We start from the raw sequence: 21,479 nt of genomic DNA, 5'->3' as shown, positions 1-21,479 counted from the left end.
AGGTGATCGATCCCTGCTTGCGTGTTTGCAAAACAGCTATAGGGTTCGCGGGCAGAGTGCCAGTCACGGAAGTACAAGAATGAATTGGAAGAACGAAATTTCAGCAGCCGCAGACCGGATCGGCGGGTATGCGCAAGTCACACCGGTGATGGAAAGCCGCGCGTTGGGGCTGGATTATCCGGTCGAGATGAAACTGGAGAACATGCAGCACACCGGCAGCTTCAAGGCGCGGGGGGCGTTCAACACGTTACTGAGTTCCGACGTGCCCGAGGCCGGGGTTGTTGCCGCGTCAGGCGGCAATCACGGGGCAGCGGCGGCCTATGCCGCACATACGCTGGGTTTCCCTGCCAAGATTTTCGTACCCGAACTGGCTGGTCCGTCCAAAATCGCGTTGATCGAACAAACGGGTGCGGATCTGAGCGTTGTGTCTGGCGAATATGCGAACGCCCTGACGGCTGCGCAGGATCATGAGGCGCGCACCGGCGCAATGCAGATACATGCGTATGACGCACCCGGCACTGTAGCCGGGCAAGGTACCTGTTTTGCCGAATGGGAGGCGCAGGGCCTTAAGGCTGATACCGTTCTGGTCGCTGTTGGCGGTGGCGGTCTGATCGCCGGAGCGCTTGCTTGGTTGCAAAATGCGCGCAAGGTCGTGGCCGTAGAACCCGAAACCTCATGTGCTTTGAATGCCGCCTTGCAGGCCGGTGAGCCGGTGGATGTCCGGGTGTCCGGGATCGCGGCCAATGCGCTGGGCGCGCGGCGTATAGGAGCGATCTGTTTTGGGTTGGCGCAGGGCATGACCTCGGTCCTGGTTCCTGATGAGGCGATTGCTCAAGCGCAGCAACTGCTTTGGCAAACCCATCGCATCCTTGTCGAGCCCGCAGGCGCGACCGCGTTGGCTGCGCTGTTATCGGGCGCTTATACACCTGCGCGCGGTGAAAAGGTTGCAGTACTGGTATGCGGGGGCAACATCTCACCCGACCCATTTATGGGCTGAGAATGCGGCTTGTGATCAGTGGCGGTGGATTTTATCTATAATTCATGAGCGCGACCATTGCCGACACTATCTATGACACCCTCAGCCAGCAAATCATTACCGGAGAGCTGAGCGCGGGGGAAAAACTGCGTCAGGACCACATCGCGCGGGCTTTTGATACCAGCCATGTCCCGGTGCGCGAAGCTCTGCTGCGTTTGCAAGCCCATGGGCTGGCCAAAAGCGAACCCCGACGCGGGATGCGTGTGACGCCACTGGATCCGGTTGAAGTGCGCGAAGTGATCGAAATGCGTGTCGCCCTTGAACCGTTGGCCTTGCAATACGCGGTGCAGAACATGTCGGTGAACGCTGTCACCCGGGCAGAACAGGCGCGGTTGGCCTGCGATGCGGCTGAAACGATGCCCGAGTGGGAGGCCAAAAACCGCGCTTTTCATCGCGCCATTCTTGCACCATGCGCGCTGCCCCGGCTGTTGCGGACGATTGATGATTTGCACATTGCCAGCGCGCGCCATCTGTTCGCGCATTGGCGGCCAAAATGGGTGCAGCGGGCGGATACGGATCATGCCGCGATCATGCAGGCAATCCAAAAGAAAGACACCGCAGGGGCGGTTGGGCTTCTGATCCGGCACATCCGGCGCGCGCGTTGATCATTACTCTAGCCTTTGATTGGGATCGGCCCGACGCAAATGCGCCCACCTGCGTCGCATTGCGCCAAGGTTGGCGCTTGCGTATAGGCAACACCAACATGAACAGATTCGTCAGGGAGCCCCGAAATGTCCAACGCGCAACTGGAAGCCGCCATCGAAGCCGCCTGGGAGGCACGCGATACAATAACCCCCGCCACCACCGGTGAAACACGTGAGGCCATCGAAGACACGCTGAACGCGCTGGACAGTGGCAGGCTGCGTGTTGCCGAAAAGCTGGACAGCGGCGATTGGCACGTAAACCAGTGGGCCAAGAAAGCGGTCTTGCTGGGCTTCCGCATCAAGGACATGGAAATCCAAACGGGTGGCCCGCAGGCCGGTGGCTGGTGGGACAAGGTGGACAGCAAGTTCGCCGGTTGGGGTGAGAACCAGTGGAAAGCCGCCGGTTTCCGCGCCGTGCCGAACTGCGTGGTGCGCAAGTCGGCTTATGTCGCGCCGGGCGTGGTCTTGATGCCGTCCTTTGTGAACCTTGGCGCCTATGTGGACGAAGGCACCATGGTCGACACATGGGCCACTGTCGGGTCCTGCGCGCAGATTGGCAAGAACGTCCACCTGTCTGGCGGCGTTGGTATCGGCGGTGTGCTCGAGCCGATGCAGGCTGGCCCCACGATCATCGAGGACAATTGCTTTATCGGTGCGCGGTCGGAAGTGGTCGAGGGTTGTATCGTCCGCGAAGGCTCGGTTCTGGGAATGGGCGTGTTCATCGGCCAATCGACCAAGATCGTTGACCGCGAAACCGGTGAAGTCATGTATGGCGAGGTGCCGCCCTATTCGGTGGTTGTGGCCGGTTCGATGCCGTCGAAAAACAATGTCAGCCTTTACTGCGCCGTCATTGTGAAGCGGGTAGACGAAAAGACCCGTTCCAAAACTGGGATCAACGAGCTGCTGCGCGACTGATCCCGGGCGTTCGCGGGAAAAGGCCATGTTTTTTGGATGTGGCCTTCTCCTGCAGTCTGAAGAATTGACCGGCTCTTTCCCGCACCTTTTGAGGTTTTCATGATTCCCGTTGACGTGGTCATCTTGTTCATGAGCGTTGCCATCGCTTTGGCCGCGGTGCCGGGGCCCGACAATATTTTTGTACTGACCCAATCGGCGCTTTATGGCCGGATGTCAGGGCTGATTGTGACGCTTGGCTTGGCATCGGGGCTGATTGTACACACCACTGCGGCAGCGTTCGGGGTTGCGGTGCTGTTTCAGACCTCGCAGGCGGCCTTTGCCATGTTGAAATATGCCGGGGCGGGGTATCTGGTCTATCTGGCGTGGAAAGCGTTCACGGCCACTGAAACCCGGCTGGACAGTGCAGATGCACCCCGTATCGCGACGCGCAAGTTGTTTCTGCGCGGGTTGATCATGAATATTGCCAATCCCAAGGTGACAATCTTTATGCTGGCGTTTCTGCCTCAGTTCGTCGACCCGAATAACGGGCCGATCATTGGGCAGTTCTATCAGTTGGGCGCTCTGATGTTTCTGGCTACGGTCGTGGTATTCGGTGCTGTGGCGCTGGCCGCGGGTACTCTGGGCGGGCTGTTGCGCGGGTCGCCGGGCGTTCAAATGTGGCTGAACCGGATCTCGGGCGTGATCTTCGTGGCGCTGGCGCTCAAACTGGCGACGGCCGAGCGTTAGTGTCCCGCGCTTGACCAACACGCGGCGCGGCGATAAGGCCGGGCGCATGGAAAAGCAAAAGAAACCCTCTCGTCAGCAAGTTTACACCCTGCTTGTGCAGATCGGTCGCAAGGAAGGCGATGGTTTGCCCGAAGGCGCAACCGGTGCGGCGCTGATGTGCTTTGCCAGTGGCGTGGACGAAGCCGAGGCCGTGCGTGAAACCGTTGCCATCCTGAAACAGGCTGACACAGCGCCTTTGGATGTGACCGGCTATGGCACGCTGGCTGAACGCGAGGCGCAGGGGCATGACATCGACCCGGATGAGCGCGCCCTGATGCAGCGCGCGTTGGACGAAAACGCGGTTATTGTCGCCCAGATGACACCGTTTTTCGGGGATGAGGAACCAGCTTAGTTCCGCGCCCCGAACCATTTGCGGTAGATTTCGTCATAGGTTCCATCTTCGCGTAGCGCCAGCAGCGCCTGATTGACATCCTCGACCAGAGGCGACCCGGTGGGAAAGGCTATGCCGTAGTTTTCGCGCAGGAACACCCCGCCGGTCATGGACGCGAATCTGCGTCCTTCGTGCGATGCATAGTAGGACAGGATGGGCGCATCAAAGACGATCGCATCCAGTTCTTCGGCCCGGAATGCGTCCAGCATGGGTTCAAGACTGTCGTATCCGGTAAATTCGATCTCGCGCCGGTTCAGGAAGCTGGCTGCAGTCGAGTTCGAGATCGTTCCGACCTGTTTGCCGTACAGATCATTCACCGAATTCACGTTGCCGCTGATCGCATCCACCGTCATCACCGAGGTGATCCGCGCGGTAAAGACAGACACGATGAACAGGGATGATACAACCAAAACAACACCCAGCAAGCGCCCAAAGGGTGTGCGCGGCATCCGCTCCTCGAAGCCGCCATTAACCACCAGATTAAGCGCCCACCAGAAGGACGGAAACCATGCCTCGTCCAACTTGCGGTCGAAATAGGGCTGCGAGCGGCGCTCGAACACCCACATCAGCATCCCTCCGCCCAGCAGGATGGCAAAGGCCAGCCCGATTGCGATGAACAGCTCGACTGACAACAACGCCTGCAACAGTGAAGGGCGGCGCATCGCGTCCGACGGCACCATGATCTGAAGCCCGGCCTCGAAAATCGGTTGACTGAAATCCATCTGGGTTTCGCGCGCAGCCGTGATCGAGATATTGGCGATGGCCAAATCTGCTGATCCGTCCTGCACTGCGACCAGCATATCACCGAACCCCTCGACCCGGTTGATTTGGTAGTCCCAGTCCAACGATTGTGCCAATGCAGCCAGAAGATCCATCGAGAATCCGGTCTCTGCCCCGTCCTCGACATACGAGAACGGTTGGCGGGTCACAGTGGTGACCGTCAATGTCTGAGCCTGGCTTTGCTGTGCAAGAACGGCGAAAGTCAGGCAGATCCAAGCGATAAAAGCGCGTGTCATCGAAATTTACCTGTTTCGCGGCCCTCTAACGCGATTTCGAATTGGGCGGCAAGGCAATCGCAACGGAAACGCCAATGTTTTGTTGACATCTCATCGCGAGATAAACTGCAAAAAAGCGTGTGAAGCGTGCCGTGCGGGGGTTGGCAATCCTGCCAATTCGTTGAATCTGTGCGCGAAGATGCAGTTCAGTGCAGAGAAAGGGCAAGAAATGACAGATGCGGTAGAATTGACAGCGGACCTGATCCGTTGCCCATCGGTCACACCTGATGAAGGGGGCGCCCTTGTTCTGTTGGAAAAGCTGCTGGCGGAGGCAGGGTTTGCCTGCACCCGTGTCGATCGCGGCGGGATTTGCAATCTGTTTGCACGCTGGGGCGAGAAGGGGCATCCGCGCAGCTTTGGTTTCAATGGCCATACAGACGTCGTGCCGGTTGGGGATGAGGCTGCGTGGACCATGCCACCTTTCGGGGCCGAGGTGAAAGATGGCGTGATGTTTGGACGAGGCACGACGGACATGAAATCCGGAGTGGCGGCCTTTGCCGCAGCGGCCGTTGATTTTGTGCGTGACACACCGCCCGACGGGGCCGTCATCCTGACCATCACCGGGGATGAGGAAGGCGATGCGCTGGACGGCACCACCGCTCTGCTGGACTATATGGACAGCGCCGGGGAAAAGATGTCGGTCTGTCTGGTGGGCGAGCCGACCTGCCCCAACACAATGGGCGAGATGATGAAGATCGGGCGGCGTGGCTCGATGAACATCTGGTTCACCGTGACCGGGGTACAGGGTCACGCGGCCTATCCGCACCGCGCCAAGAACCCGATGCCCGCAATGGCGCGGCTGATGGATCGGTTGGCCAGCCACGAGCTGGATCAGGGAACAGACCATTTCGACGCCTCAACACTGGCCGTGGTGACGATCGACACGGGCAACCCGGCAACCAACGTGATCCCCGCGCAATCGACAGGGGCGGTGAATATCCGGTTCAACGATCTGCATTCCGGGGCCAGCCTCAGCGATTGGTTGCGGGCCGAGGCCGCCGCAGTGGCCGATGAGTTCGGGGTTGAGATCGACCTGCGCATCAAGATCTCGGGCGAGAGCTTTCTGACCCCGCCGGGACCCCTGTCCACCCTGGTCGCCAAGGCGGTTGAGGCGGAAACCGGTGTGGTGCCCGAGATGTCGACCACGGGCGGTACCTCGGACGCGCGATTTGTGAAGAACCACTGCCCGGTGGTGGAATTCGGCCTTGTGGGCCGCACCATGCATCAGGTGGACGAATGCGTCGAGGTGGCACAGATCGAACAGCTCAAGGCCATCTACACGCGCATCCTGCGGGGCTATTTCGCCTGACATGCAGCGCACTCTTGTGATCATGGTGAAAGAACCGCGCCCGGGTCGGGTGAAAACCCGGCTGGGCCGCGATATCGGTATGGTTGGGGCGGCTTGGTGGTTTCGCCACCAGACACGCTCGTTGATCCGGCGGCTGCGTGATCCGCGTTGGCAGATTGTGCTGGCGGTCGCGCCTGACCGCGAAGGTCTGACCAGCCGAATCTGGCCTGCTGATCTGCCGCGGGCGGCGCAGGGGCGCGGAGATCTGGGTGACCGGATGGGTCGGATGCTGCGCGGGATGCCGCTGGGGCCGGTCTGCCTGATCGGCGCGGATATTCCGGGCATTACCCGCAGTCACATTGCCCGCGCGTTCACGGCGTTGGGGTCTGCGCAGATGGCATTTGGCCCCGCGCCTGACGGCGGCTATTGGCTGGTGGGTGCGCAAAGATACGGCGCGCTGCCCAACAACCTGTTCCGCAATGTGCGCTGGTCCACCGAATATGCGCTGGCGGACACGCTGGCCTCGATCCCCGGTCAGCGCGTGGCCCTATTGGACCCGTTGCGCGATGTGGACACGGTGGCGGATCTGAAACCCTGATCCGATTTTGGTCATGACGCCGTCGCACACCCGTGTTACGCCAAATATATGAGTCGTATCCCCACCAAGCAGGAGGTCCTTGACTGGATCTCGGCGAACCCCACCCTGACCTCGAAACGCGATATCGCCAAAGCCTTTGGGATCAAGGGCGCGGCGCGGATCGACCTGAAACGCATCCTGCGCGAGCTTGAGGCCGAGGGCCATCTGGAAAAGCGCAAGCGCAATTATGGCGACCCGGATCGTCTGCCGCCGGTCAGCGTGCTGCAGGTGAAGGCTCCGAACGTGGATGGCGACCTGTTCGCCCGCCCGCTGGAGTGGCATGGCGAGGGGGTCGAGCCCATCGTCTTGCTGATTACCCGCGCCAGTGACCCGGCTCTGGGTGAAGGCGACCGGATTCTGGCCCGCCTGACCGTGGTGCATGAGGAAGACCACAACTACGAAGCCCGCCTGATCCGCCGGATCGGCACCAACCCGCGCAAGATCGTCGGCATCTTCCGCAAAGGGGCCGAGGGCGGGCGGATCGTCCCCATCGACAAGGCGGGTTCAACCGAATGGCAGGTGCCCGAAGGTGCGCTGCTGGGCGCCAAAGACGGTGAACTGGTCGAGGCCGAGCAGGCCGGGCCCAAGAACCGCATGGGCCTGCCCCGCGCCCGCATCGTTGAACGATTGGGCGATCCAACCGCGCCCAAGGCGGTCTCTCTGATCGCGATCCACCAGCATGGTATCCCTGACGACTTCCCGGACAAGGTGATCGCCGAGGCCGATAAGGCCAAACCCGTCGGTCTGAAGGGCCGCGATGACCTGCGGGATATGCCGCTGCTGACCATCGACCCCTCGGACGCGCGGGATCATGACGACGCGTGCTATGCGCACGCTGATGACGACCCCAAGAACCCCGGTGGCCATGTAATCTGGGTCGCCATCGCAGATGTGGCCGCCTATGTGCAGCCCGGCACCGCGCTGGACCGCGAGGCGCGCAAGCGCGGCAATTCCAGCTATTTCCCAGACCGCGTGGTTCCAATGCTGCCTGACCGTCTGTCGGGCGATCTGTGTTCGCTGCACGAAGGCGTTCCGCGCGCCTGTATCGCGGTGCGGATGCAGATCGACGCCGAGGGCAACAAGATCGGCCACCGTTTCGTGCGCGGGCTGATGCGCTCGGCCGCGTCGCTGCACTATGCTGAGGTGCAGGAGGCCATCGATGGTACCCCCAACGACCGCACTGGGCCCCTGTTGGAGACAGTGCTGAAACCTCTCTACGCTGCCTATGCCGCGTTGAAGTCCGCGCGTGCGGTGCGACAGCCATTGGAGCTGGACCTGCCCGAACGCAAGATCGTGCTCAGCGACACGGGTGAGGTGACCAGCGTGGCGTTCCGCGACCGGCTGGACGCGCATAAGCTGATCGAAGAGTTCATGATCCTCGCCAATGTCGCCGCCGCTGAAACGCTGATCGCCAAACGGCGCCCGCTGCTGTTCCGTGTCCATGAAGAACCCGCGCCCGAGAAGTTGGAAAGCCTGCGGGAAACTGCTCAGGCTGCAGGTTTGAACCTTGCGAAAGGGCAGGTGCTGCAAACACGCCACCTGAACGCGCTGCTGAACGCCGCTGCTGGAACCGAGGATGCGGAGCTGATCAACCTGACCACCCTGCGGTCGATGGCGCAGGCCTACTACAACCCAGAGAATTTCGGCCACTTCGGTCTGGCGCTGCGGAATTATGCACATTTCACCTCGCCCATTCGCCGCTATGCGGACCTGATCGTGCATCGGGCGCTGATCTCGGCCCATGGTTGGGGCAAGGATGGGCTGACCGAGGATGAAATCGCGCGACTGGACGAAACCGCCACCCATATCTCGGACACCGAGCGGCGTTCGATGATGGCCGAACGCGACACGACCGATCGCTATCTGGCGGCCTATCTGAGTGAGCGGGTGGGCAATGAGTTCACCGGCCGCATCAGCGGCATCGCGCGGTTCGGGGCCTTTGTGAAGATGGACGAAACCGGCGCTGATGGGTTGGTGCCCGTGCGATCCCTGGGGCGTGAGTTCTTCCACTTCGACCGCGAAGCCGGGACGCTGATGGGATCAGACACCGGGTTGATCATCGCCATCGGTCAACGCGTCAGCGTGCGTCTGACTGCCGCGACGCCGGTTACGGGCGGGCTGGAGCTGGAGCTGCTGTCCATCGACGATCAAGCCCTACCGCGCGGCCGCGGCCCAGTGAAACGCGGCGCACGGCGAAAGGCGGTCAGCAACAAGCGCAAGAAAGACAAGATCAAACGCAAAGTCGAACGCAAACGCCGTCAGAGGTGATAGGTCAGCGCCCGCGCAATCAGCCATCCGTGGCGGTTCGCGTCAATCTGGCGGGGGTCGTCGAAAAGAACTGCCCGGTTGCCTTCCAGCCGATCCTCGTCCGGGAAGGCCGAAGTGAAATCACTGATCAGACGGCTTTGGCAATGGACGAACAGGGCGAAACTGGCGGTCTTGTGGCCCCCTACCCTGATTGTGGACCCTTTGGGTGCCAAGTAGGCGGGTTGCCCCCAGCGCAAGGCTTCTTGCAGAGGTTGGGCGCTGGGAAGAGTTAGGGCCGTTTCAAAGATCAATTCACGCAGGGCCAGCACACCCTTTTGGGTGTCTGGATTGTACCCGTCGAAAACGGACTGAACAGCGGGGTCTTGAAAGGGCGTCATAGGGGGATCGCCTGCTCTAACCGGTCCAAATAACTGTTAAGCAAGGTATCGGTTTTGATGCGTCGCGTCAGCTGAGTTTCTTTTGGTGTCGCGCGCATCGCGGCCAGTACAGGCCCGACGCTCATATCTGCGGCGGTTGGGCTTTCACCAAACAGGAAGGGCGACTGCCACAGAAAAGCGGATATCGCTTCGAGGTCCCGTTCCAGGCGATCCGTGCGTTCAGTATCCGAGAACCGAGAGACACCGGCCCCGTCCATCCGCTTCATCACCGATTTGCGGATTGTGTGGGTCACGGGGCGACGGATCAGTGCAGGAACCTCGGTGAAGAACATATCGCGCAGGATCGGCCAGACCTTGTCATTGCCCCAGCGATCCAGAACGACGTGGTCATAGATATGTTCTTCGGCCATGCGGATCAGGGCGCGGGACTGGGCCTTTTGAATGTCACTAAGGCCTGCATCGAAATTGGCCCCTTGTGTTTCCAGCCAGTCCCGGATCAGGTCGCTGTCGGCCACCAGCCTTTGGGACGTGCGCAAAACAGGCAATTTCTGGTGGGGCATCTTCGATGGGTTCAGCATATCGGACCGCTGCCAGCTTTGGCCGGATAGTTGCAACATATACGCCGTTTTGACGCAAAAAGGGCTTGCGCTGAATTGGCCGAAAGCGGCAGGGAAGGTCAGAAGTGTCAGCATCGTTGGCTCCGGAGTCGTTAAGATGCCATTTGGGTAAGATGTCGTAATGACAGTTTCTGTCATTAGTCTTAGTCTAGATTGCGATATGTCTCGCACCGCCCGCCTGTTCCAATTGATGCAAGCCTTGCGCTCTGGTCCGTCGCCCAAGACTTCGGTTCAACTGGCGCAGGATCTGGGCGTCTCAGCCCGCACAGTTCATCGTGACATCGACGCTTTGCGCGGACTGGGGGCTGTCATCGACGGGGAAGCAGGGTTTGGGTTCACCCTGATCGAAGATGCGACACTGCCGCCTTTGGGCTTCACCGATGACGAGCTAGAGGCACTGGTTTTGGGCCTGCGTGAGGTGCAATCCATTGGCGATCCAGGTCTTGCAGATGCGGCCGGGGCGGTTCTGCGCAAGCTGCAGGGACGCTTGCCACACCGCCAGTCGCATCGCCTGTCACACGCCGTCCTGACGGCCACACGGTTTGATCGCCCGGCCCGGCCAACCATAGATGTGCGCGATCTGAGACAGGCCACATGGGATGAACGCACAGTCGAGTTCGCCTATACCGATGCCAAGGGGGATGCCACCCGTCGTCGGGTGAATCCGCTGAGTATCGTATATATGGACCGGGCAAGCGTTTTGATCAGTTGGTGCCATTTACGGCAGGATTTCAGGATATTCCGGCTGGACCGTATGCGCGATATGGCCCTGACAGAAGACTTTTTCCGGCCCAACAGGGTGCCTCTGCTTCGGCAAGCGTTGGATCGGTTGCGGGCCGAGCGGGCAGCAAAACTCCGCGAGGGCGAAACCTGAGCTCTTTGTGATTTCGCCATTATGCGCTACCTTGGTGTTGAGCAGTAATCAGGAAAATCGGAATGCATAAATGCGTAAGCGGCGTCATGACCGCTGCATTATGGGCATCCATAGTGCAGGCGGATCCTATCAACTCGGCCAATGGCCCACAGATTCACGAGCTCGCATCGGCCGATGTCACCGTGTCGATACGGCCGGTTGTTCGGCCAGAGTTTAAGGAGATCCGCGTGTCAACCGAAGGGAATGCGCGCTTTCAGGCGTGGGTGGGAGCGTTCCGCGAACGCGCGTTGCAGCAAGGAATATCTGCGACGACGTTGGACCGATCATTGGCGGGGCTGACTTACGATTGGGATGTTATCAAGCGCGATCGCAATCAAGCCGAGTTTTCGAAGCCAATCTGGGAGTATCTGGACTCTGCCGTATCAGACCGGCGAATTGCGAATGGGCGCGCCGGGTTGGAGCGCCATGACGCGATCTTGACCCGGATCGAAGCGCAATATGGCGTCGAGAAAGAAGTTGTAACGGCCATCTGGGGGCTTGAGACGTCGTATGGTTCGTTTCGGGGCGGAGATCAGACGATCCGGTCGCTGGCAACGCTGGCGTTCGACGCACGACGGGCGTCTTTCTTCGAGGCGCAACTGGTGGCCGCCTTGCAGATCATTCAGGCTGGCGATGTCGCACCCGGCGCGATGACAGGCAGTTGGGCGGGCGCAATGGGTCATACGCAGTTTATGCCGACCTCGTATTTGGAACACGCGGTGGATTTTGATGGCGACGGACGGCGAGATATCTGGTCCGACGACCCGACAGACGCTTTGGCTTCGGCGGCGTCCTACCTGGCCCGACATGGGTGGAAAAAGGGTCAACCCTGGGGGATCGAAGTGCGGTTGCCAGACGGTTTCGATTTTGCCTCGGCCAAGCGGGATCACAGGTTGATGCCATCCGAATGGGCCGCGCTTGGTGTTGTTGGACGTGATGGACAGGCCATTCCGGATCATGGGAAGGCGGCCATTCTATTACCGGCAGGCGGGCAAGGCGTGGCCTTGATGATATTCGACAATTTCAACGTGATCGAGAAATACAACGGTGCCGACGCCTATGTGATCGGGATTGGCCATTTGTCGGATCGGCTGGTTGGCGGCGCGCCATTTCAGGCATCTTGGCCCCGCGATGATCGGATACTGAGCTTTACCGAAAAGAAAGAGCTGCAGAGCCTTTTGACCCAGGCTGGGTTCGATACCCAAGGAATCGACGGGCGCACAGGCCCGAATACTGTCAACGCGGTGCGGGCCTATCAGTTGGCGCAGGGTTTGGTACCGGATGGTTATCCAACCCTGCGGTTGCTAGAACGGTTGAGGTAGGGGAGGGGGCTCTGCCCCCATCGCGGCAAGCCGCGATTCCCCCGAGATATATTTGGCCAGATGAAGCTGGGCGGATCAGCTTGCGGCTTTCATCAGCCCTTGTTCGATGATGTCGGCCTGGGCTTCGTCCAGCGATTTGTGGATGCGCACGAACATCTCGTCGATATCCGATGGGGTCAGGATCAGCGGAGGTGAGATGATCATCCGGTCCCCCACATGGCGCATGATCAGGTTGTTGCCAAAGCAACGGTCGCGGCAGACATAGCCGACGGTGCCGGGGGCTGAGGCGAACTTTGCGCGGCTTGCTTTGTCGGGCGTCAGCGCAATCGAGGCCATCATACCGACGATTTTCGCTTCGCCCACCAGCGGGTGAGCGACCAGCGCCTCCCATTTTTCTTTCAGGTAGGGGGCGGCGACGTCGCGGACGTGGTCCACGACCTTTTCTTCTTCGAGGATACGTAGATTTTCCAGTGCCACGGCGGCAGCGACCGGGTGGCCGGAATAGGTGTAGCCGTGGTTGAATTCGGTGCCGCCAATCACCTCGGCGATCTCATCATTGACGATGGAACCTCCGATGGGCGCGTAGCCCGAGCTGAGGCCCTTGGCGATAGTCATGATATGGGGGCGGATGCCCACGGTTTGCGACCCGAACCAGTTGCCAGTGCGGCCAAAGCCGCAGATGACCTCATCCGCGATCAGCAAGATATCGTATTTGTCGCAGATACGCTGGATTTCGGGCCAATAGGTGTCGGGGGCGACGATCACGCCACCTGCGCCCTGAACCGGCTCGGCGATGAAGGCCGCGACGCGGTTTTCGCCCAATTCAAGAATTGCCTCTTCCAGTTCCTGCGCGCGGGCCAAACCGAACTCTTCGGGCGTCATGTCGCCGCCTTCGGCCCACCAGTTCGGCTGGTTGATGTGGTGAATGTTCGGGATCGGAATACCACCCTGCGCGTGCATCCCTGCCATACCCCCCAGCGAGGCCGAGCCAACGGACGAACCGTGATAGGCATTGTGGCGGCTGATGATGATATTCTTGTCGGGTTGGCCTTTTTCGGCCCAATAAGTGCGAACCAGACGGATATTGGTGTCATTTGCTTCGGACCCGCCGGCAGCGAAGAACACATGGTTCAGATCGCCCGGCGCCAGTTCGGCCAGCTTTTTAGCCAGCGCGATGGCGGGGACATGCGTGGTTTTGAAGAAGGTATTGTAGTAGGGTAGTTCGCGCATTTGTCGCGCAGCTGCCTCGGCCAGCTCGTCGCGGCCATAGCCGACATTGACACACCAAAGACCGGCCATGGCATCCAGAATTTCCTCGCCTTCGCTATCGGTCAGATAGACGCCCTTGGCGCGGGTGATGACGCGGGCACCCTCTTTCCCGAGCGCGCCATTGGCCGAGAACGGGTGCATGTGGTGGGCGGCATCCAGTGCCTGCAATTCGGCAGTCGGCATGTGATTTGTGATGGTCGACATCGGGGAATCTCCTGCAAGAGCGATTAGCGGTCACAATATGATCAAATTTTTTTCTGTCAATCGAATCGCATTTATCTAGGCGGATGACAAGGCACCTGCCATCAGCTCCATTCCCTGTTCGATGTCCTGCGCGGTGGCTTTCGCGACCCTGTCGGGGTCCTTACGGCGGAGCGCCGTTATGATATCTTTGTGGCGGTCGGGCAGGCTTTGAGTTCCGAAACGACCGCAAACGACACGCAGTGAGGGGCCGAACCGCAGCCATAACCGTTCCGCCAAATCGTTGAGAATCGGAGCGTCTGCGTAGGAATAGAGCGTTTCATGAAACAGGTGGTTGAGCCGCAGATATCCGCCGACGTCGCCGTCGGCGATAGTACGGTCCAACTGTTTATCGATCTGAGCCAGATGATCTATTTCGACGGCGCTCATGTTAGTTGTCGCGCGTCTGGAAAGCTCTGTTTCTATTGAAATTCTAGCGAAAATCATCTGTTGAACATCGCTATGTTTCAGCAAAGGTACGCTGACCCGGCGATTGCCCTGAAACATAAGTGCTCCGTCAGAGATCAGCCTGCGAATCGCTTCGCGAACAGGGGTCATGCCAACGTCCAGCGAATCAGTCAGCCCTTGAATGGTGACAGGCTGCCCGGGGACCAGATCGCCATACATGATCTGGGCGCGCAGCGTCTGATAGACCTGCTCGTGGGCAGGTCGTTTCTGATCATCGGCCACTGGCCTCGGTGCCTTATTTTTGATCAAATCCAATTGGTTTGCCCTGTTTGCGATTGTGTTGACTTGCCAGGTGCCTGACCTCGTGAAACCATACGACGGATCGGGGAAAAACGCAAAACTTGATCAAATCCAAAAAAACGGGAAAATACCCGCACACTTGCAGGGAGAAAAAAATGTCAATCAAAACGCTGACACTGACAGCGGTCATCGCATTGGGGACTTCGGCGGCCTTCGCTGAAGAAGTGCGTGTTTACAACTGGTCGGATTACATCGACGAAGACCTTTTGCAGAAATTCGAGGAAGAAACCGGTCTGACGCTGATCTACGACGTGTTCGACAGCAACGAGGTTTTGGAAACCAAGATGCTGGCAGGTGGGTCAGGCTATGACGTCGTGGTGCCGACCGGCAGTTTCATGAGCCGTCAGATTCAGGCGGGCGCGTTTCAGCCACTGGACCCGGCGCAGCTGTCCAATATCGGCAATGCCTGGGATGTCATCGCCGAGCGGGTCGCGCAGTTCGACCCCGGCAACAAGCATTCGGTCAACTACATGTGGGGCACCACCGGGTTGGGCGTGAATGTCGGCAAGGTAAAGGAAGTGCTGGGCGAAGACGCACCGCTGGATTCGATGGAACTGATCTTTAACCCCGACAACATGGCGAAACTTGCCGAATGCGGTGTCTATTTCTTGGACGCTCCGGATGAGATGGTTCCCGCCGCTCTGGTCTATGCCGGGTTGGACCCGAATAGCCACGAAAAGGACGATATCGCCAAGGCCGAAGAGGTCTTTGCTGCCGTTCGCCCCTATGTCACCAAGTTCCACAGCTCGGAATATATCAACGCGCTGGCTAACGGTGATATCTGTGTGGCCGTCGGTTTCTCGGGCGACGTCTTGCAGGCCCGCGACCGCGCAGCCGAGGCTGATAACGGGGTCGAGATTGCGTATAACGCGTTCAAGGAAGGCTCGCAGATGTGGTTCGACCAGATGGCCGTGCCAGTGGATGCGCCGAACCCCGCAGGCGCGCATCAGTTCATCAATTTCATGCTGGATGCCCAGAATATGGCGGCGGCCTCGAACTATGTCTATTACGCCAATGGCAACAAAGCCTCACAGGAGTTTCTCGAGGAAGATGTGATCACTGATCCTGCGATCTATCCGTCGGCCGAGGCGATGGACAATACCTATATCAAAGGGCCGTACCCGCAAAAAACGCAGCGCGTTGTGACGCGGATGTGGACCAAAATCAAATCGGGCACCTGATCCGGTTCCCCGGCAGGGCGGCATGTGTCGCCTTGCCCCATTTTCCAGATTGATGCACGAGGGCCGATTTGAACTCTGACGTCTTTGCGCCGTGGGAAGACCCACAGGCGAAACCCTTGATCCAATTCCAGAATGTCACCAAGCGGTTTGGAGACTTTACGGCAATCGACAACCTGTCTTTGGATATTTTCGAGAAAGAATTTTTCGCTCTGCTGGGGCCATCGGGCTGCGGCAAAACCACGATGATGCGGATGCTGGCGGGGTTCGAGACGCCCACCGAAGGCCACATCATGCTGGGCGGTCAGGATATTGACCCGATCCCGCCGAACAAGCGGGCGGTGAACATGATGTTCCAGTCCTATGCGTTGTTCCCGCACCTAAGCATCTGGGAAAACATCGCCTTTGGCCTGCGCCGGGACAACATGCCCAAACGCGACCTCGAGGACAGGGTCGAAGAAATGTTGCGCCTGACGCGTCTGACTCAATTCGCGCGTCGTAAACCGCATCAGATCTCGGGCGGGCAGCGGCAGCGGGTCGCGTTGGCGCGGTCTTTGGCGAAAGCGCCGAAACTATTGCTGCTGGATGAACCGCTGGGTGCGCTGGACAAGAAGCTGCGGCAGGACACGCAGTTCGAGCTGATGGATATTCAGGAAAAGACCGGCACCACCTTTGTCATCGTAACCCATGATCAGGAAGAGGCCATGACCGTGGCCAGCCGTGTCGCCGTGATGGATCAGGGTAAACTGATGCAGGTCGCCACGCCGGACCGGATTTATGAGAACCCCAACTCGGTCTATGTCGCCGACTTTATAGGCGACGTGAATATCATCGAAGGTCGCGCCACCGCCAATGGCGAAGACACATATCAGATCGATTGGGCGGAGGGGCAGGCTCCGTTGACCGCGACCTCGGCCAATGGGTTCGCGCAGGGGCAGGCCTGTCATCTGGCGATCCGCCCCGAGAAGGTAACTATCTCGGCCGACCGCCCTGCGGACGCGATCAATGCGGTGCAAGGCAAGGTCCATGACATCGCCTATCTGGGCAACCTGTCCACCTATCACGTCGAATTGCCCAACGGCACGATCATCAAGGCGCAGACGGCCAATACCCGCCGTATCTCGCGCCGGTCCTATACCTGGGAAGACCCGGTCTGGCTGTCCTGGACAGCAACGGCTGCGGTTCTGCTGGCCGACTGATGCGCCGCGCGCTTCTTATCGCCGTCCCCTATATCTGGCTGTTGGCACTGTTTCTGGTGCCGTTTTTTATCGTCCTGAAAATCTCGTTGTCGGATATCGAACTGGCGATCCCGCCTTACACGCCGACGCTGGACTTTTCGCAGGGCTGGTCGGGAATCAAAGAGTTCTTCAGCCAATTGGATTTCGAAAACTTCGTCTGGCTGACCGAGGATGACCTGTATTGGAAAGCCTACCTGTCCAGCGTCAAGATCGCGGTGATTTCCACGTTTTTCACGCTGCTGGTTGGCTATCCTATCGCTTATGGCATGGCGCGCGCGCCGGTTGAATGGCGGCCGACGCTGATGATGCTGGTGATCCTGCCTTTCTGGACCTCGTTCCTGATCCGCGTTTATGCGTGGATGGGCATCCTTTCGAACGAAGGCTATCTGAACCAACTGCTGCTGTGGACGGGGTTGATCTCGACCCCGCTGACCATTCTGAACACCAACACAGCGGTCTATATCGGCATCGTCTACACCTATCTGCCCTTCATGATCCTGCCGATCTATTCGGCGCTGGAACGGATGGACGAATCCCTGATTGAGGCCGCCGAAGACCTTGGTTGTTCGCGGGTTCAAGCCTTTTGGCTTGTGACAGTCCCGCTGTCGCGCCCCGGTATCATAGCAGGCTGTTTCCTTGTGATGATCCCGGTGATTGGCGAGTTCGTGATCCCCTCGCTTCTGGGCGGGTCAGGCACGCTGATGATTGGTAAAGTGCTGTGGGAGGAGTTCTTCTCGAACCGCGACTGGCCCGTGGCCAGCGCCGTCGCCGTGGTGCTGCTGCTGATCCTTGTGATCCCCATCGTGCTGTTCCAGCGCAACCAGCAAAAACAGGCGGAGGCCGAGCGATGAACAGGCTTAGTTGGTTCAACGCAGTCTCGCTGACGCTGGGCTTTGCGTTTCTCTACATCCCGATGGTGATCCTGATCATCTACAGCTTCAACGCGGGCAAACTGGTGACGGTCTGGGCCGGGTTCTCGACCAAATGGTACGGAGAGCTGCTGCAGAATGAGGCGTTTCTGGACGCGGCCTGGGTCACGATTCGGGTGGCCGTTTTCTCATCAACGCTGGCGACCATTCTGGGCACAGCCGCGGCTTATGTGCTGGTGCGCGGTGGGCGCTTCTTTGGCCGCACGCTGTTTTCCGGCATGATCTATGCGCCGCTGGTCATGCCCGAGGTGATAACCGGCCTGTCACTGCTGTTGCTGTTCATCGGTATCGGTCTGGATCGCGGTATCCTGACCATCGTGCTGGCACATACGACCTTTTCGATGTGTTTCGTCTCGGTCGTCGTCTCGTCGCGCTTGGTCACGTTCGATCAGTCGCTGGAAGAGGCTGCTCTGGACCTTGGTTGTTCGCCCGCGCAAGCATTTCGCCTAGTGACACTGCCGATCATTGCGCCTGCCGTGATTTCCGGTTGGTTGCTGGCCTTTACCCTGTCGCTGGACGATCTGGTGATTGCGTCCTTTACCTCGGGACCGTCGGCGACGACCTTGCCGATCAAGATTTTCTCGGCGGTCAGGCTGGGTGTCAGCCCCGAGATCAATGCGCTGTCCACGTTGATGATTGCAGTTGTGACGGTTGGGGTCATCACCGCGTCATTGGTGACAAAACGGGCGATGATGCGCCAAAAGCAGGATGAAATGGCCGCGGCGCGTGCCGAATGAAACGGCTGTTCCCGGACTACACTTATGGCCCCGGACCCCGCGCAGGATGCTGGTGGGATGAAACCATTCCCAGCCTGAATTGGCCGGAAATGAAAGGAGACCTGACGGTTGATGTCGCGGTCGTGGGTGGCGGGTTCACGGGCCTTTCTGCCGCGCTACATTTGGCGCAAGCGGGTACGTCTGTCGCTGTGCTTGAGGCCGAGACGCCCGGCTGGGGCGCGTCCGGGCGAAACGGTGGTTTTTGCTGTCTGGGTAGTTCAAAACTCAGCCCGAAGGCAATGTCCCGCAGGTACGGAGCTTCTGCTGCGCGGGAATACGGACAAGCCGAAGCGGATGCCGTTCATCTCGTGGCCGGTCTCCTAAGGGACCATCGGATTGATGCGGACGTCCATTCGAAGGGAGAAACCCAGCTGGCGCACAATGCGCACGCCATGTCAGCCCTTAGGAAAGGTGCAGATTCGACCGGAGTTTTGCACGAAGCCAAGGACTTGCCCGGTCTCGGTTTTGGTGGCGCGTTTCATGGCGGGTATACGAACCCTGTGGGCTTTGGCCTGAACCCCCGGAAGTACTTGTTCGGACTGGCCGAAGCGGCGCAGCGAAATGGTGCAAAACTGTTTCAGAAAAGCGCCGTCCAGACACTGCAAAAGATCGCTCAGGGTTTTAAGGTCACAACACCTATAGGGAAAGTTCGTGCATCAAATGTCTTGATTTGCACCAATGGATATTCCAGCGAGGATGTGCCGGACTGGATGTCCGGGCGCTACATGCCCGCCCAGTCCACGGTACTGGTGACTCGTCCCTTGACCAAACTCGAGTTGGCGGCGCAAGGCTGGACCACGGATCAGATGTCTTATGACACGCGGCACCTGTTGCATTATTTCCGGCTGATGCCCGACCGGCGGTTCCTGTTTGGAATGCGCGGCGGTCTGCGGTCCTCACCCCGAGCTGAGGCCGCGATTCGCCATAAGGTTCAACGTGACTTCACACAGATGTTCCCGGAATGGAGCGCAGTGGATATCACCCATATCTGGTCGGGAATGGTGTGTTTGACACGGGGGTTAACGCCCTATGTGGGGCCGGTTCCGGGCCAGCCTGGCATGTTTGCAGGGTTTGCGTTCCACGGCAACGGCGTCGCGATGGGGACTTATTGCGGGCGCGCACTTGCCCAGTTGGCCCTTGGTCAAGGTCCGCAGCTTCCCACTCCGATGACGCGCACTCCTGCCCGGTTTCCGCTGGGGCCCTGGCGGAGGGCACTGATGCCGCCCGCCTATTGGATGATGGGGCTTGCGGACATGTGACCCGGTCAGAGTGACGCGAGTTCCAGTTCCAGGCCCTTCGCATAGTCTTCGGCCCCGCGCTCGATACGCCACAGGCAATAGGCCGCCATGCGCCAGGCATACCAGGGACGCAACGCAAGATAGCGCGACGTTGTGGCCGGGTGATTATAGGCCGCCAAAAAAGCGTTTTCCTCATCGGGGGTCAGTGGCGCGCCGCGATAGACCTGTTGCATGGCAGGCGACAGGAACATGGCAAGGTCTTCGCAGGGGTCGCCCTGTGCGGGGCATTGCCAGTCGATCAACGTCAATGCCGAACCGTCGACCAGAATATTGCCGGCCACCGGATCTCCATGGATCAAGCAGGTTTGGTGAGACGGCGGAACCGATGTCGTCGGGCGCATTTGGTTGACGCGGGCCTTCATCGTGGACTCGCACCCGTTCAGAATGTTTAGCGTGTGAGCCTCCAAATCGGCGCTTCCGTTGCACCCGGCTGGGGCCTGAACCGGGATTTTAAGGTCGTGCAAATCGCGCAATAACACACCGACAGCCTCTGGCCCGGTCAACCAGGGTGATCCCGGTGCGTGGTCGTAAAATACCCAATTCCCCTCTTGGTGAGTTCCGGTCGTGCGCAAACGCGGCACAAAGCCGGTCTGTTCCAATGCGCGCAGACACCGCGCCTCAAGTTCGGGATCATTGCGAAACAGGGGATTGCACCGATTGGTCCGGTAGAGCTTTAGGACCTTGTCACCATCTCCGCCGAGCACTTTCCACACCTGATTGGTGCGCCCGCCATACAAGGTGCGAAACTGGGCACCCGCTCCGATAAGCCCGGCGTCCAGCAGCCGGTTGACAAGGTCTTGTGGAGGAGGCGTCTGGTCAGGCAGCGGGATCACCGTTTGAAAAGCGAGTCGAGGGTTGCAAACCTTTGGCCTGTCTCGCCTCTTAGATCAAGCGCCCGCTCTGACTGCAGTCACGTCTCCAACCGGCACAACCTGCCCGCTTTCCAAGGTCAGAAGGACAGCACCCTCTCCGACTTGTGCTTCCACCACCCGGTTGTAGACCGTGGCCAACTGCTGTGACACAAGCTCTTCGCCGTCATAGCTTTCCAAAGTGGCCGAATAAGAGCCTGTTGGCAGGGGCGTGCCGGTACCGTCTGTGCCTGCCCATTCGAACTCTGCCTGATCGGTCGGAACGGGGATGCGGTCGATCACTGCCCCGTCCTTGTCGCGGATGACCATGACGGCGCTGTCCGCCGCAGCGCTGGCCTGCGCAAGCAAAGTAACGGGCTGGCCATCAAAGCGGAACGCGGCCGGTGACCGGACTTCCATCCCGACCCAGCTGGCAAGCTCGCCCATATCCACGTTGCCCATCGACAAGGCCAGACCAGTCAGAAGGTCGTTGGTCTGGACCTGTTGCTCGACCATCGAAAACTGCGCCAGTTGCGAGGCGTATTCCGTCGAGTCCAGCGGCTCGAGAGGGTCCTGATTCTTTGCTTGAGCCGTCAGCATCAGCAAGAAGGTTTCAAAATCCGAGGCCAGCCCGGATGAAACCGAAGGTGCGGTGGTTTGTGCCGTGTTACCGGGTTGAGTTGCAGATTGAATAGGAGTGATCATTG

22 protein-coding genes are annotated in these 21,479 nt (G+C 59.4%); 15 read left to right on the top strand and 7 right to left on the bottom strand.

From position 1 onward, the window contains the following. Window positions 1–79: 79 nt before the first annotated feature. The 5 genes from J7380_RS16580 to J7380_RS16560 all read left to right on the top strand — a co-directional run bounded on the left by J7380_RS16580 (window position 80) and on the right by J7380_RS16560 (window position 3,712). Window positions 80–997 carry a threonine/serine dehydratase gene (locus tag J7380_RS16580; RefSeq protein ID WP_209196837.1) on the top strand — a complete coding sequence of 306 codons (918 nt, stop codon included), beginning with the start codon at window positions 80–82 and terminating at the stop codon, window positions 995–997. A 44-nt stretch (window positions 998–1,041) separates the two neighbouring features. After that, complete coding sequence (locus J7380_RS16575) at window positions 1,042–1,641, top strand: GntR family transcriptional regulator (protein WP_209196836.1); 600 nt, start codon at window positions 1,042–1,044, stop codon at window positions 1,639–1,641. Between the two features lie 126 nt (window positions 1,642–1,767). Continuing rightward, window positions 1,768–2,595, top strand: coding sequence for a 2,3,4,5-tetrahydropyridine-2,6-dicarboxylate N-succinyltransferase (dapD, locus tag J7380_RS16570; RefSeq protein ID WP_209196835.1), 828 nt, complete (start codon window positions 1,768–1,770; stop codon window positions 2,593–2,595). Window positions 2,596–2,694: 99 nt separating this feature from the next. Then, a complete protein-coding gene (locus J7380_RS16565; RefSeq protein WP_209196834.1) occupies window positions 2,695–3,321 on the top strand; it encodes a LysE family translocator in 627 nt (208 codons plus the stop codon). Between the two features lie 46 nt (window positions 3,322–3,367). Further along, on the top strand, window positions 3,368–3,712 hold the full coding sequence (locus J7380_RS16560) for a hypothetical protein (protein WP_058272663.1): 345 nt from the start codon (window positions 3,368–3,370) through the stop codon (window positions 3,710–3,712). Here J7380_RS16560 and J7380_RS16555 read toward each other — a convergent pair. Beyond that, window positions 3,709–4,767: a transporter substrate-binding domain-containing protein gene (locus J7380_RS16555; RefSeq protein WP_170754647.1), complete on the bottom strand. Its 1,059-nt coding sequence runs from the start codon at window positions 4,765–4,767 to the stop codon at window positions 3,709–3,711. The genes J7380_RS16560 and J7380_RS16555 overlap by 4 nt on opposite strands. A 208-nt stretch (window positions 4,768–4,975) precedes the next feature. Here J7380_RS16555 and dapE point away from each other — a divergent pair, with 208 nt between their 5' ends. Genes dapE through rnr form a run of 3 tightly spaced genes read left to right on the top strand, consistent with a single transcriptional unit; the run spans window position 4,976 to window position 8,999 of the window. After that, window positions 4,976–6,115, top strand: a complete 1,140-nt coding sequence (gene dapE / locus J7380_RS16550; RefSeq protein ID WP_209196833.1) for a succinyl-diaminopimelate desuccinylase — start codon at window positions 4,976–4,978, stop codon at window positions 6,113–6,115. 1 nt (window position 6,116) lies between these two features. Continuing rightward, window positions 6,117–6,692 carry a TIGR04282 family arsenosugar biosynthesis glycosyltransferase gene (locus tag J7380_RS16545; RefSeq protein ID WP_209196832.1) on the top strand — a complete coding sequence of 192 codons (576 nt, stop codon included), beginning with the start codon at window positions 6,117–6,119 and terminating at the stop codon, window positions 6,690–6,692. Between the two features lie 48 nt (window positions 6,693–6,740). After that, window positions 6,741–8,999 (top strand): ribonuclease R, encoded by a 2,259-nt coding sequence (rnr, locus tag J7380_RS16540; protein WP_209196831.1) that lies wholly within the window; start codon window positions 6,741–6,743, stop codon window positions 8,997–8,999. On the opposite strand, the gene J7380_RS16535 is transcribed toward rnr, so the two are convergent. Continuing rightward, a complete protein-coding gene (locus tag J7380_RS16535; protein WP_209196830.1) occupies window positions 8,990–9,376 on the bottom strand; it encodes a DUF1801 domain-containing protein in 387 nt (128 codons plus the stop codon). The two genes, rnr and J7380_RS16535, sit on opposite strands and share 10 nt — an antisense overlap. Further along, window positions 9,373–10,068 carry a glutathione S-transferase family protein gene (locus J7380_RS16530; protein ID WP_209196829.1) on the bottom strand — a complete coding sequence of 232 codons (696 nt, stop codon included), beginning with the start codon at window positions 10,066–10,068 and terminating at the stop codon, window positions 9,373–9,375. The genes J7380_RS16535 and J7380_RS16530 overlap by 4 nt, the downstream gene beginning before the upstream one ends. A gap of 85 nt (window positions 10,069–10,153) precedes the next feature. Here J7380_RS16530 and J7380_RS16525 point away from each other — a divergent pair, with 85 nt between their 5' ends. Both J7380_RS16525 and J7380_RS16520 read left to right on the top strand, forming a co-directional pair. After that, window positions 10,154–10,867 (top strand): YafY family protein, encoded by a 714-nt coding sequence (locus tag J7380_RS16525; protein WP_209196828.1) that lies wholly within the window; start codon window positions 10,154–10,156, stop codon window positions 10,865–10,867. Between the two features lie 62 nt (window positions 10,868–10,929). Continuing rightward, window positions 10,930–12,228, top strand: a complete 1,299-nt coding sequence (locus J7380_RS16520) for a lytic murein transglycosylase (RefSeq protein ID WP_247742608.1) — start codon at window positions 10,930–10,932, stop codon at window positions 12,226–12,228. A gap of 75 nt (window positions 12,229–12,303) precedes the next feature. Here the strand turns inward: J7380_RS16520 and J7380_RS16515 are convergent, their stop codons facing one another. Beyond that, on the bottom strand, window positions 12,304–13,701 hold the full coding sequence (locus J7380_RS16515; protein WP_209196827.1) for an aspartate aminotransferase family protein: 1,398 nt from the start codon (window positions 13,699–13,701) through the stop codon (window positions 12,304–12,306). A 75-nt stretch (window positions 13,702–13,776) separates the two neighbouring features. Further along, window positions 13,777–14,427, bottom strand: coding sequence for a GntR family transcriptional regulator (locus tag J7380_RS16510; RefSeq protein ID WP_348539120.1), 651 nt, complete (start codon window positions 14,425–14,427; stop codon window positions 13,777–13,779). A gap of 173 nt (window positions 14,428–14,600) precedes the next feature. Here J7380_RS16510 and J7380_RS16505 point away from each other — a divergent pair, with 173 nt between their 5' ends. From J7380_RS16505 to J7380_RS16485, 5 genes are all read left to right on the top strand, one after another. Then, window positions 14,601–15,686, top strand: a complete 1,086-nt coding sequence (locus tag J7380_RS16505; RefSeq protein WP_209196825.1) for a polyamine ABC transporter substrate-binding protein — start codon at window positions 14,601–14,603, stop codon at window positions 15,684–15,686. Between the two features lie 68 nt (window positions 15,687–15,754). Further along, window positions 15,755–16,882 carry an ABC transporter ATP-binding protein gene (locus J7380_RS16500; RefSeq protein ID WP_209196824.1) on the top strand — a complete coding sequence of 376 codons (1,128 nt, stop codon included), beginning with the start codon at window positions 15,755–15,757 and terminating at the stop codon, window positions 16,880–16,882. Further along, on the top strand, window positions 16,882–17,772 hold the full coding sequence (locus J7380_RS16495) for an ABC transporter permease subunit (RefSeq protein WP_209196823.1): 891 nt from the start codon (window positions 16,882–16,884) through the stop codon (window positions 17,770–17,772). The genes J7380_RS16500 and J7380_RS16495 overlap by 1 nt, the downstream gene beginning before the upstream one ends. Beyond that, entirely contained in the window at window positions 17,769–18,587 is an 819-nt protein-coding gene (locus J7380_RS16490) for an ABC transporter permease (protein ID WP_209196822.1), read from the top strand. Before J7380_RS16495 ends, J7380_RS16490 begins: the two co-directional genes overlap by 4 nt. Then, window positions 18,584–19,885 carry an FAD-binding oxidoreductase gene (locus J7380_RS16485; RefSeq protein WP_209196821.1) on the top strand — a complete coding sequence of 434 codons (1,302 nt, stop codon included), beginning with the start codon at window positions 18,584–18,586 and terminating at the stop codon, window positions 19,883–19,885. Before J7380_RS16490 ends, J7380_RS16485 begins: the two co-directional genes overlap by 4 nt. A 5-nt stretch (window positions 19,886–19,890) precedes the next feature. Here J7380_RS16485 and J7380_RS16480 read toward each other — a convergent pair whose 3' ends face one another. Continuing rightward, complete coding sequence (locus J7380_RS16480; RefSeq protein ID WP_348539119.1) at window positions 19,891–20,757, bottom strand: aminoglycoside phosphotransferase family protein; 867 nt, start codon at window positions 20,755–20,757, stop codon at window positions 19,891–19,893. Between the two features lie 54 nt (window positions 20,758–20,811). Then, on the bottom strand, window positions 20,812–21,477 hold the full coding sequence (locus J7380_RS16475) for a flagellar hook capping FlgD N-terminal domain-containing protein (protein ID WP_209196820.1): 666 nt from the start codon (window positions 21,475–21,477) through the stop codon (window positions 20,812–20,814). Window positions 21,478–21,479 lie beyond the last annotated feature (2 nt).

Source organism: Ruegeria sp. R8_1 (assembly GCF_017743815.1).
Classification (GTDB): Bacteria; Pseudomonadota; Alphaproteobacteria; order Rhodobacterales; family Rhodobacteraceae; genus Ruegeria; species Ruegeria lacuscaerulensis_A.
The sequence above is the reverse complement of the archived record's forward strand: the minus strand, read 5'-3'. Positions and strand labels throughout refer to the sequence as shown.